The 11,625-nt window shown below is 36.5% G+C and carries 10 protein-coding genes; 4 read left to right on the top strand and 6 right to left on the bottom strand.

The window, feature by feature from the left end:
* Positions 1–101: 101 nt before the first annotated feature.
* From NSCAC_RS02270 to NSCAC_RS02260, 3 genes are all read left to right on the top strand, one after another.
* Positions 102–2,000, top strand: coding sequence for an ATP-binding cassette domain-containing protein (locus NSCAC_RS02270; RefSeq protein ID WP_197745265.1), 1,899 nt, complete (start codon positions 102–104; stop codon positions 1,998–2,000).
* Between the two features lie 111 nt (positions 2,001–2,111).
* Positions 2,112–2,561: an Hsp20/alpha crystallin family protein gene (locus tag NSCAC_RS02265; RefSeq protein WP_197744814.1), complete on the top strand. Its 450-nt coding sequence runs from the start codon at positions 2,112–2,114 to the stop codon at positions 2,559–2,561.
* 155 nt (positions 2,562–2,716) lie between these two features.
* On the top strand, positions 2,717–4,084 hold the full coding sequence (locus tag NSCAC_RS02260; RefSeq protein ID WP_197744813.1) for a DUF4139 domain-containing protein: 1,368 nt from the start codon (positions 2,717–2,719) through the stop codon (positions 4,082–4,084).
* 22 nt (positions 4,085–4,106) lie between these two features.
* On the opposite strand, the gene NSCAC_RS02255 is transcribed toward NSCAC_RS02260, so the two are convergent.
* Positions 4,107–4,802 (bottom strand): hypothetical protein, encoded by a 696-nt coding sequence (locus tag NSCAC_RS02255; protein ID WP_197744811.1) that lies wholly within the window; start codon positions 4,800–4,802, stop codon positions 4,107–4,109.
* Between the two features lie 216 nt (positions 4,803–5,018).
* The gene (locus NSCAC_RS02250) at positions 5,019–5,843 is read right to left on the bottom strand and encodes a DNA-methyltransferase (protein ID WP_197744809.1); all 825 of its coding nucleotides are present in this window, start codon (positions 5,841–5,843) and stop codon (positions 5,019–5,021) included.
* Positions 5,844–6,596: 753 nt separating this feature from the next.
* Here NSCAC_RS02250 and NSCAC_RS02245 point away from each other — a divergent pair.
* Positions 6,597–7,157, top strand: a complete 561-nt coding sequence (locus NSCAC_RS02245) for an NADPH-dependent FMN reductase (protein WP_197744807.1) — start codon at positions 6,597–6,599, stop codon at positions 7,155–7,157.
* 110 nt (positions 7,158–7,267) lie between these two features.
* On the opposite strand, the gene NSCAC_RS02240 is transcribed toward NSCAC_RS02245, so the two are convergent.
* From NSCAC_RS02240 to icd, 4 genes are all read right to left on the bottom strand, one after another.
* Positions 7,268–8,494, bottom strand: a complete 1,227-nt coding sequence (locus NSCAC_RS02240; protein WP_197744806.1) for a carboxylate--amine ligase — start codon at positions 8,492–8,494, stop codon at positions 7,268–7,270.
* A 117-nt stretch (positions 8,495–8,611) separates the two neighbouring features.
* Positions 8,612–9,205 carry an arsenate reductase/protein-tyrosine-phosphatase family protein gene (locus NSCAC_RS02235; RefSeq protein WP_197744805.1) on the bottom strand — a complete coding sequence of 198 codons (594 nt, stop codon included), beginning with the start codon at positions 9,203–9,205 and terminating at the stop codon, positions 8,612–8,614.
* A gap of 28 nt (positions 9,206–9,233) precedes the next feature.
* The gene (locus NSCAC_RS02230) at positions 9,234–10,199 is read right to left on the bottom strand and encodes a polysaccharide deacetylase family protein (RefSeq protein ID WP_197744804.1); all 966 of its coding nucleotides are present in this window, start codon (positions 10,197–10,199) and stop codon (positions 9,234–9,236) included.
* Between the two features lie 80 nt (positions 10,200–10,279).
* Complete coding sequence (gene icd / locus NSCAC_RS02225) at positions 10,280–11,536, bottom strand: NADP-dependent isocitrate dehydrogenase (RefSeq protein WP_197744802.1); 1,257 nt, start codon at positions 11,534–11,536, stop codon at positions 10,280–10,282.
* Between the last annotated feature and the right edge of the window lie 89 nt (positions 11,537–11,625).

Raw genomic sequence — 11,625 nt, 5'->3', positions numbered from 1 at the left:
TTCTCTCTTTTTTTGCTGATGGTGGTATCTTAACTCATTATATTAATAAGGCTTCCATTCATCATATTAATAAGGCTTCCATTCATCCCAATTTTATTTTTATGTTACAGCTGCAAAATATTGCTTTACGACAAGGGCAAAAGCTCCTTTTTGAACAAGTCAATTTAACCATTCATCCCGGGCAGAAAGTAGGACTCATTGGTGCCAATGGTTGTGGTAAATCTAGTCTTTTTAGTTTAATTTTAGGTCATTTACAATCTGATCAAGGTGCTCTAACTTATCCACCTCAGTGGGTATTGGCCCATGTAGCTCAAGAAACTCCTCAAGTGGCAACCCCTGCTTTGGAGTATGTATTGGAGGGAGATCAGGAACTTCAGGATTTACAGCAAAAGCTATTGGAGGCAGAAAAAAATAATGACGGTAAAGCACAAGGGCATCTACATGGGCAAATAGAATCCATTGGAGGTTATACTGCCACAGCAAGAGCAGCAAAACTCATGCACGGCTTAGGATTTACTCCAGATCAAGAATCTCAGCTTGTCTCCCATTTTTCTGGAGGTTGGCGGATGCGGCTTAATTTAGCCCAAGCATTAATGTGCCGTTCTGATTTGTTACTTTTAGATGAGCCTACTAACCATTTAGATTTGGATGCAGTGATTTGGTTAGAAGGCTGGCTTAAGGATTATTCGGGTACCTTGTTACTTATTTCTCACGACCGGGAGTTATTAGATCATAGCATCACTCATATTGCCCATATTGAGCAAAATACTATTAATTATTATCAAGGCAATTACGAGAGCTTTGAAACCCAGCGAAATGCTCAACTGATGCAACAGCAAGCAAACTATGAGAAGCAACAAAAAAATATTGCCCATATCCAAAGTTTTGTAGATAGATTTCGAGCAAAAGCGACTAAAGCTCGCCAAGCACAAAGTCGAATTAAAGCACTTGAGCGAATGGCGCAGTTAGCCCCTATTTATAGCCATTCGCCTTTTACTTTTACTTTCTATTCACCAGAAAAACTCCCTACCCCTTTACTAAACTCACGACAAATCGTTATAGGCTATGATCAAAAAGAAATTTTAGCTCAAGTTAATTTTAACCTGATACCCGGAGATCGGATTGGGTTGCTGGGTCCTAATGGAGCAGGAAAATCTACGTTAATTAAATTACTTGCTGGGGTGCTTGCCTCAAAAACGGGTACTTTAACTCAAGCACAAGATTTAAAAATCGGTTATTTTGCCCAACACCAACTAGAACAGCTTTATTTTCAGCAAAGCCCTCTACAGCACCTAAAAAAACTAGATTCTAATTTATCAGAAAAAGAGGGGCGAAATTTTTTAGGCGGCTTCAACTTCCAAGGAGATCAAGCCTTACAGCCTATTCAATCCTTCTCTGGCGGAGAAAAAGCAAGGCTCGCTTTAGCACTCATTGTCTATCAACGACCTAATCTATTACTTTTAGATGAGCCAACGAACCATTTAGATTTAGAGATGCAACAGGCATTAATTAATGCCTTGCAAGAGTTTGAGGGTGCAATGGTAATTGTTTCTCATAATCGCTATTTACTGCGAAGCACTACAGATAGGTTATGGCTGGTATCAGCTCATAGAGTGTGCCCATTTGATGGAAATTTGGAAGATTATCAAGATTGGTTAAACAGAAAATCTGTGGATTCTAATGGAAATGAATCTAAAAGCAATGTTAGCCTAATTAATCGTAAGGATCAAAGACGAGAAGAAGCTCATCAACGAATTACACTGCAACCGCTACAAAAAAAATTAAAAGCTCTGGAATTATCATTAGAAAAGCTGATGAAGGAACAGGAAGAGCTTAATCAAATACTTGCTGATCCCAATATATATCAGGATTCTGAGCAAAAGGAATATCTAAAAGGACTATTAATAACACAAGCACAACTAAATGAAAAGCATTCGGAATTGGAGGATGATTGGCTAGAAGTAAGCGAGGAAATAGAAAAAATTAAAAATAAGCTATAAAAACCCTTGAAATAATTTTAACTACCCCCATATCTGTAACTAAGAAGGGGCTGCCACCCCAAGAAGTATTTAACTTAGATAAATAACTTTAGATATGGGAGTAAGAGAAATATGTCCAGATATTATGCACCTTTTCACACCTTGAATCAATTACAACGAGAAGTAAACCGCTTGTTTGATGCTAGCCCTGCTTGGGGGCAATCCACTCAAGATGGTGCAGAACTTGCCAGCGGTGATTGGTTACCTGCAGTAGATGTAAGAGAAGATGCTGACCGTTTTGTCATTTACGCTGATATTCCTGGTGTGGATCCTCAAGATATTGAAATCACTCTAGATAATGGGGTATTGACTTTAAAAGGGCAACGTAAAACGTTCTACACTGAAAATCAACAAGGTTACCACCGCACAGAGCGTTCGAGCGGTTCATTTTTGCGCCGCTTTACCCTACCTAATACAGTAGATATAGAAAAGGTAAGTGCTCGCTCTGAAAATGGAGTACTTGAGTTGGTGATACCAAAAAATCAACAGTCTCAAGTGCGTAAAATTGCAGTCACTGCTTAAATATAAACTACCCACAACACCCATTTTTATCCTTGGTCTTTTGACCAAGGATTTTTTTATTTAGAGTTTTTTCCGTTAAACTTATAAAGATGAAAATTTCTATCAGATATTTTATTTTTTTAATTTCTTTATTTATAAGCTTAACTGGGCAGAGCGTGGAAGTCACTAAAACGGATCGGCAAAAACTCTCACTCACTATCTATAATAAGGATCTCGCTTTAATTAGGGATCAACGACAAATATCTTTAAAGAGGGGAAACAATATCCTTAATTTTGTGGATATTAGTCCAAATATTCGACCTGAATCGGCAACACTGGTGAGTATTCCTTCTCAGTCACAGAAATTTAAAGTGATTGAACAAAGTTATGAAGCAAATTTGCTTCATACGCAAAATTTATTACTTCATTATCTAGGTAAAAAGATAGGAGTGATTGGTTCTCAAAGTTCTGAAACTGAAAAGCGAGAGGCCGTCCTACTTGGAATTAGTGATAATCATGAAGAGGTCATTTTAAGTTTTGAAGATGGGCATATAGAAACAGGTATTTTCCCAAATCAATTAATCTATCCAAGAATCCCAAAAACACTAAAGAGTTATCCTACTCTTACGGTCAGTATTAATGCAAAAGAAACTGAAAAACAGCTCACGGCACTCAGTTATTTAACCCATCATTTAAACTGGAATGCAAATTACATTGCTCAGTTAAATCAAGAAGGAGATCAGCTTACGCTGATAAGTAGAGCAAATATTACTAATCAATCTGGAATGAGCTATTTAGATGCTCAAGTGCAGCTAATGGCTGGGGATATTCATCATTTACCTGCTTCAACCCAATATGAAAAACCTCAAATGCGGATATTAGCCTTGGCTAAAACAGATTCTATTTCCCCTCGAGAAGAGCCACTTTCGGATTATCATCTTTATACATTACCTCAAATAATTACCCTTAAAAATAACCAAACAAAACAGATTCCTTTATTTGATACCCAGAAAGTTTCTGGACATGTCAGTTATGAAATCCATAGTGATTCTCCTCGATTTTACGATTTTCAGTCTACCACAGCTCAAAAACTCCCTGTGACTTCCTACTTTAATTTTAAAAATAGTAAGAAATTAGGACTAGGAATACCCTTGCCTGCAGGTGCTATGCAATTTTATCAGCCAGATACTGAAGGTCATCTTCAATTTATTGGTGAAGATCAAATAAACCATACGTCAGAAAATAGTTTAGTTACCTTAAATTTAGGTCATGCTTTTGATATTACGGCTACAAAAAAACAGCGGATTGACTCTAAAGTAGAAGATTATATTTTTGAAACCACTGAAATTGTCTTGCATAATCAGAAGATCAAACCCGTTACAGTAAAAGTGGTAGAGTTTATTCCAGATTTAGATTCTCGGGAAATTCTCTCTGAGAATTATTCTCATCAGCAAGAAATAGCTAATCGTATTTCTTGGCACATTCCCGTACCTAAACAAGATGAAGTTTCACTTATCGTAAAAATGAAAATTAATAAGAAGTAGTACTTTTTGTCTAAATTAATATTTATTCTTTAGTTAATATATTCTGAAAAGTACTCGCCAGAGAGTGATTCTCTATTTTTTTTAAATTCCCTATAGGGGGAATATTTTTTAACATTTCTTTATTTTGAGTAAATTGTCTATTTCCAATCTCTCCTTTTAAGATATATAGTCGTGCTTTTTCCCATGGGATATTATAAAATCGCCCTACCCCTAGCTTAGGTAGCCCTCGCCACATAAAGTGTAAGTCCATACTCGCCCTATTTGCTTCATAAAGTGCTTTTGCTAGTTGTTCTTGTATTTCAGGGGTGAATTTAGCTCTTCGCCAATTTTCTCCATAGACAGGCTTTAAAACTCTTTCAGCAATTGAGTTTTTTTTGTCTAAATTTGATTGAATAAGCTGGTAAGCACCTACTGCTGAAGTACCTAGAGGCCTACCTTTACTATCTACTACATTAATTCTTCCCTTGGTATTAGGAATAAGTACCTCCCTACCAAACTGAGCTACTTCAGATAAAGTCATATTAGTAATGGGTTTTATTGGACTACCATATCTTCCATGGCCAAATACTACATTATACGGATTACCCCTATCAGTTCCGTGGTAAATATCTCTTTGAGCACTTCTGGTAATTTTCCCCCATTCTGGAGAAACTGGATAAGTTTGAGTAATTGAGTAAAGGTTCGTAAGCAACTCTATAGCGATAAACCCTGTGGCCATAGTCACCGCAAGAAGAGCTAATTTTCTTAGTGCGAAAAAAGTTAATTTTCTTATTAAATATTTTATAAACAGCATTAATTAAAATATTGGCTTATATAATAGATATAAGTAATTGTATTTCTAATAGATAGAGAAAGTATCTATATATTTAATGCGATACAGATAAGATAAGAATTTAGCTAATAGAAGGTTACGATTATTGAGTAGTATTAGCGACTAATCATAGAGAAACAAACGATTTAAATTATTTACTCTAAAGAGAATGCTTAGCTGCTCTATCTTGTGGCTAGCATTAAAGTTTTGCTGAATATCACGGTTAGAGCTTGATTCTTCCAATAGATATTGCTCTAGATCTTTTTTATGGTCAAATCCTACTAGTTTTTGCCGATAATCTACTGCAGTTTGTAGGCTCTCAATTTCTAGTTTCCTGTTTTTACTGATTTCTAAATAAGATTCTTCTTGATCGATCCCTATAAATTGTCTGTTGATTAAATTTGCTACAATTCCTGTGGTTGAACTTCCTGTAAAGGGATCGAGTATCCAAGCATTTGGTTTAGTAGAGGCTAAAATTAGTCTTATGAGCAAGGATAGTGGTTTTTGGGTAGGATGTTTACCACAAGATTTTTCCCAAGGGGCAATTGTCGGTAATTTCCAAACATCCTTCATTTGTTTATTCCCATTGATTTTTTTCATCAATTCATAGTTAAAATAATAGGGAATTTTTTCGTTTTTTTTTACCCAAATGACTTGCTCAGTAGAATGGGTAAAATAACGGTAGGAAAAATTAGGTGGAGGATTATTTTTCTCCCAAGTAATGATATTTAAAATTTTAAAGCCTAGCTCAATTAGAATTTGTCTTACTGAAAAAATATTATGGACTGTGCCACTAATCCAAATAGTGGCATTCTCATTTATTTTCTCCCGAACTAATGAAAGCCAAGCACGGTTAAATTCATTAATATGATTAATGCCATAGGACTTATCCCATCCTCCTTTATTAACGCTCACAATTTGTCCGCTTTGAATTGATAACCCATCCATTAGATAAAAAATAAGGGATAGACATTAATAGCAATAATTTTCTTAGCTTGCTTTTAGGGAGGATAATCTAAGAATTATACTAGAGTATTCACCCCCTCTTTTTGAAAATGGTGAACAAATTTTCGTAATGTTGTTAAATTATATACGCTTGGAATAGCATAATAGGCTTGTTCTAATTTATTCTTTGCCGATAACCAGCCTTTTTGTTGTTAAGAATTTTAATTTTTTTATCTTTACGTACTGCAATCAAAATATCTAGAACCTGACTTTCTTAAAATCAGTAAAACCACTGAGAGTTACATTTGCTTCTGTAAGTTGCGATAAAAAAGTTTTAAACTCCTCATTTTTAATCATATTCACTGAACGATTTCTTCTTTAATTTCAGAGTAGGATATTTAGATAACTCTACATTATTAGAATTTTTATCTATATTAATGGTAATATTGAGGTGGGTTATGATATTTTTGTAGCCACTGATGCTTCAGACACATTTAACTAGTAGTATAAAAAACTGCTTGGTATCGCATGACACAAGCAGGGATGCATTTAGTTCATTGGTTATCTGTTGCGATATTGCGATAGAACTTCACCGTGATTGGTGTGAGAATATTGAAGATTTTGGAGGCATCTTAGCCAGCCATTTACTGCGTTATTCTAATTAAATCCAAAGTCCGTGAGTCTACACCAAACAAGGAATAATTTTTGATCATTGTTAGATGGTGTACTTTTTAAGATGAGCTGTATAGAAAAAGTATGTTATTACATTTACAGGTAATTATCGCAAGTACACGCCCAAATCGAATAGGATCTAAAATAGCTCATTGGTTTGCCGATTATGCTAAAAAAAATAGCGATTTTGTTGTTGAACTAGTAGATTTGGCTAATTTTAAATTACCTATTTATGATGAATCCGATCACCCAAGAAACAAAAACTACAAACATAAGCATACTAAAGGTTGGAGTCAAAGTGTAAAAAAAGCCGATGCCTATGTGTTCGTTGCTCCTGAATATAATTATTCACCAACTCCTGCATTAATTAATGCTTTTAATTATGTTTATCAAGAGTGGAATTATAAGCCTTGCAGCTTTGTTAGTTATGGTGGAATTTCTGGTGGGTTACGTGCAGCACAAGCTGCACGTTTGCAAGTGACTACATTAAAAATGATGCCCATCCCTGAAGGGGTAAGCATCCCTATGGCTAACACGTTAGTTAATAGTGATGGATTTCAAACTAGTGATCGTATAGATCACTCAGCTAAAACTGTACTTGATGAATTACAACGTTGGGCTATTGCATTAAAAACACTGAGATAACCAGATTCATTGTGATCCTTGCTAAGGATTTTTAAATAAGGAATGTTTTGTATCGATGATCAAATTTATAATTGCTATCCTAAATTAGTTAATTATTGACAAGCTTGATTTTATTTTAATCGATTCCAAAACATATTAAATAAATCTTGCAAAAATGGGAGTGGATCACGCCAAGACCATACATAGTAGCGAACGTTTCTCCTGAAAAAATCACTAAAAAAGCGCGCTATCTCAGCAAGTGGTTTACGCTCAAATGCAGGATCAGTGATACGATCGGGCTGGATACAAATTCGCCAAAGACGCTTTAATTCTGTAAATACCATTCGTGCTCGTAAATTACTTTTTACTGGAGGTAGCTTAGGTAATTTCTCTCCGATCGCATCTAAATAGGTAAGTAGCGCAAAACTTGCTCCACTTTGGCTTGCCAGAGGAAAACTACCCCAGAATCGGCCATTAATTTCCATTAACCATGAACGATTTGTCAGTGGATCATAGCGGTATTCCACCATGGCAACCCCTTCCCAATCAATCAAGTTCAGTAAGGCAATTGATCGCTCTTGTAAATCAGCATGCTTATTCAGAGATAACCCAGTACAAACAGTTGAGTACCCCCCTTCTGGTGGCCATTCAGCAAGTCTCATATGCTGGAAGCGGCGTACCGTATGGTGATTTTTTATAAAAAAGAACTGGCCTAAACCATATCCAGGGCAATACTCTTGAACCATGGGCCACTGACCTAAATCTAAGTAACGCAATAATACATTACGTAAATCTGAAGTTGTAGCAACATGTTCTGACTTAAGTGTTGATAGCTGAAATTTTTCAAGCATAGATCTTGCAATATGAGGATTTTTCCACTTCAATACAGCTGGAGTTGGAAATTTCTCTACACGATCATCGATATCCGCTAAACTTATTGGTTGCCAAGTATATGGTATTTTTATACCCACTTTAGTGGCTAGCTCTAGCGTCTGCTCTTTATTAATTACAGCTTGCAATGCAGTGGCTGAAGGTAAGACAGGATGAATTAACCCTAATTCAGATGTAGGGCATTGAGCAAGCCATAATAAATGGGCTTCAGAAGTTGCGATTAAAGGGCAGCGACCATGTATATTCCCTAGTGTGCGTAGTAGTTCTAAAAGAGCTTCGCTATGTGGTTGCTGAATTACATGACCTTCTGTTAACCAGCGTGAACGTAGTCCAATATCATTAGGGTTACTTGCAATACCGATAACCCGGATTCCTGCTTGCCCAAGTTCACGAATAATATACAATCCAATTTGAAGATCAACTCCGAACACAATACATGGTGGAAAATTACTATAAGGTGTACTCATTTAAATCTCACCAGTTGCTGATATAACCAATTGCGTACAATATAGCGTTTCCTCTCAGTAATTAAACCAAGAACGAATACTGATAACATCACTGCTAGGGTCATTATTAACCATAAATTATGGTTTAGAGTTGTTTAATTGAATCGCTAAACGTTCCACTGCAGAGCGAATTAGGGTAAAACAGCTATAAAAATAGTTATCAGATAGAGTATGGGGATCATGAAGATGAATGCGCTTTGGAGCTGACCAAGCACCAAGTAATATAACTTGCTCACGAGAAATACCAAGTGATATAAGTCGATTTATATGCCGAACTTCCATAACAAGATATAAATCAAATTGGTTTTGTTCATGATCTGAAAAATCAGTAGCTATATGCTTGGTTAGGTCTATCCCCATTATAGAGGCTGTTGCTACCGCTTTTTTATAAGCAGGCATTCCAGTTTCAGTAGCTAACCCTAAGGAAGCACAGTGTAATCCTTTAGATTCTCCAACCGCTTGAGCAAATGCACTGCGGTTAATATTGCCAAGACAAACAAATACAAGTCGCTGGACTTTACACTCCGGATTTATATTTGTATATGAATCGAGCACTCCGAGTAAAAATTGAGCTGTTGTGAGTAAATGCCTCACCCATCCTCTGAAACTACCGTAATTAAAGCAAATCCATTCATACCATTGGTAAAAAGGCTTAAAAAGTGAGGCACGCATAAGTATAATTTAGAGTTATTTATCAATTTTAGAATAAGCGACGAAGGGCTTGTTCAATGTAACGCTTTGTAGTTGCCATTGTTCCTACAACAGGGAGAGGCATATTGCAGGGTTCGGGAAAAGTAGATACATCAGCAAAATTCACTGTAGGCGTAATAGAGCGGTTTGCGTTTAGGAAGCGACAAATGTGATTAAAACGGTGTTCTACAAAAAAATCCCGAGCACTACGCTTAGGTACCATTAATTCAAAATTATGTGCAAGTAATACAAAAGTATGCCATTGCTTACGTACTGCATCTTCAAGTGCTTGAGTAATTTCTTGAGCACTACAAGCACCGATCTGAGCATGTCGATGACGGCCATATCCATCACAAAAACTGCTCATTGGAATTAAGGTTAATCCATTGTGCGTAAAAACCTCATAGGGATTTGCATACATAGGTGTAATCTTACCTGGTTGAGATGCTTCCATTTGCGGATTGATACTACTGTCAAATCTCAGGCCATTCATGGCAACTGCTGAAAAAGTATCGTTATTACAAGAGAAGCTACCTGCCCGAAAAGCAGTAGGTAGTAAATCGCAACCTGCCTCTTGAAGTAGCTGAAGGCCATGTTGAATAAGAATCCGTTGCTCTTCAAAACTGTATTGTGTAAGATACTGGCACTTACCTGTAACGTTTTCAAGTAGTGCATTGTGTGCTTCATCAGCCCACTCAGGGTGTAGATGTAACTGAATCTCTTGGCCAGCATTCTGGATTAACTCAACAATAGTTGCAAGATATTCAACACCAAAATGAGCAGCAAATAGAGGTTCAACAAAAAATACACCTTTCAGATCATATTTACCAAGAGTATTGAGGATTTTTGGGAGCGCATACTCTCCTTTGGATGAACGCCCGAAAACATACCGGTCGAAGCTAGCTGGGAAATCTTGATCTAAGTGGTTCCAACTATTACACCAAACTTCAACATCAAAGGTAAAGAAGACATTCATAAGGGTAAGTAGGTATCATATATAATATAAATCGAAGATAGTTAATTAATTTGTCTAGATAGAATCTTAGCTTATTTTAGCTACATCCACCGAATAATTTCCTCACCAAATTCAGAGCAGGAAACTTGAGTAGACCCTTCTATTAAGCGAGCAAAGTCAGTAGTTACTCTTTTGCTTTGAATAGCCCCAGAAATTCCTTGAATAACCAAATCTGCTGCTTCACTCCAGCCTAAATGACGTAACATCATTTCTGCAGAGAGAATTAAGCTACCTGGATTGAGCAGGTTCTTATTAGCATACTCTGGGGCAGTACCATGAGTTGCTTCAAAAACTGCTGCCTTATCTCCTATATTGGCACCCGGTGCGATACCAATCCCACCTACTTGGGCAGCCAAAGCATCAGAGATATAATCTCCATTAAGGTTTAATGTAGCAATGACATCATAATCTGCAGGGTTAAGTAAAATTTGCTGGAGAAAATTATCGGCAATGGAATCTTTAATTACAATTTCATGACCATTTTTAGGATTTACTAAAGAATACCAAGGACCTTTCCCTAAGGTAGTAGCATTAAAGGAAGTACGAGCTAATTCATAACCCCAATCTCTAAATGCTCCTTCGGTAAACTTCATAATATTACCTTTGTGCACTAAAGTCACTGAAGATCGATCATTATCAATAGTATACTGTATTGCTTGTCTAATTAACCGCTGAGATCCTTCTTGAGAGACGGGTTTAATACCGATCCCAGAGCTTTGAGGAAAACGAACCTTATTTACTCCCATTTCTTGTTCAAGGAAAGTAATGACTTTTTGTGCTTCTGGAGAGTAAGCAGGCCATTCAATCCCAGCATAAATATCTTCTGTATTTTCTCGAAAAATAACCATATTTGTCTGAGTTGGATCGATTAAAGGGCTAGGGGTACCAGGAAAATAGCGTACTGGTCGAATACAAGAATAAAGATCCAAAGCTTGACGAATAGAAACATTTAAAGAGCGAATTCCTTTACCCACCGGTGTAGTTAAAGGTCCCTTTATGGATACAACAAAATTGCTTAGTGCAGCTAAGGTTTCTTCTGGCAACCATTGGCTTTCTCCATAGATTTGGCATGCTTTTTCCCCTGCAAAAATTTCTACCCAAGCGATTTTACGATTTTTTCCATAAGCACTTGTTACCGCAGCATCCACTACCTTGCACATCACTGGGGTAATATCCACCCCAATGCCATCACCTTCAATAAAAGGAATTAATGGGAAGTTTGGCACGTCTAAGCTTAAATCAGAGCTAATTTTTATTAATTCTCCATCACTTGGGCATGAAATTTTATCGTAGACCATGAAGTTTCCTTAAATTATTAATTTTTTGATTTTTTAGCGACTCTACTATCACACAGTTTTATAAGCTATTTACTACCTAAGCTATAATA

Source organism: Candidatus Nitrosacidococcus tergens, assembly GCF_902810445.1.
GTDB classification, from domain to species: domain Bacteria; phylum Pseudomonadota; class Gammaproteobacteria; order Nitrosococcales; family Nitrosococcaceae; genus Nitrosacidococcus; species Nitrosacidococcus tergens.
The sequence above is the reverse complement of the archived record's forward strand: the minus strand, read 5'-3'. Positions and strand labels throughout refer to the sequence as shown.

Bases quoted from the DNA above. Each gene is read 5' to 3' on its own strand.
- NSCAC_RS02270 (WP_197745265.1), top strand. From the start codon at position 102: ATGTTACAGCTGCAAAATATTGCTTTACGACAAGGGCAAAAGCTCCTT.
- NSCAC_RS02265 (WP_197744814.1), top strand. From the start codon at position 2,112: ATGTCCAGATATTATGCACCTTTTCACACCTTGAATCAATTACAACGA.
- NSCAC_RS02255 (WP_197744811.1), bottom strand. From the start codon at position 4,802: ATGGCCACAGGGTTTATCGCTATAGAGTTGCTTACGAACCTTTACTCA.
- NSCAC_RS02250 (WP_197744809.1), bottom strand. From the start codon at position 5,843: ATGGATGGGTTATCAATTCAAAGCGGACAAATTGTGAGCGTTAATAAA.
- NSCAC_RS02245 (WP_197744807.1), top strand. From the start codon at position 6,597: ATGTTATTACATTTACAGGTAATTATCGCAAGTACACGCCCAAATCGA.
- NSCAC_RS02240 (WP_197744806.1), bottom strand. From the start codon at position 8,494: ATGAGTACACCTTATAGTAATTTTCCACCATGTATTGTGTTCGGAGTT.
- NSCAC_RS02235 (WP_197744805.1), bottom strand. From the start codon at position 9,205: ATGCGTGCCTCACTTTTTAAGCCTTTTTACCAATGGTATGAATGGATT.
- NSCAC_RS02230 (WP_197744804.1), bottom strand. From the start codon at position 10,199: ATGAATGTCTTCTTTACCTTTGATGTTGAAGTTTGGTGTAATAGTTGG.
- icd (WP_197744802.1), bottom strand. From the start codon at position 11,536: ATGGTCTACGATAAAATTTCATGCCCAAGTGATGGAGAATTAATAAAA.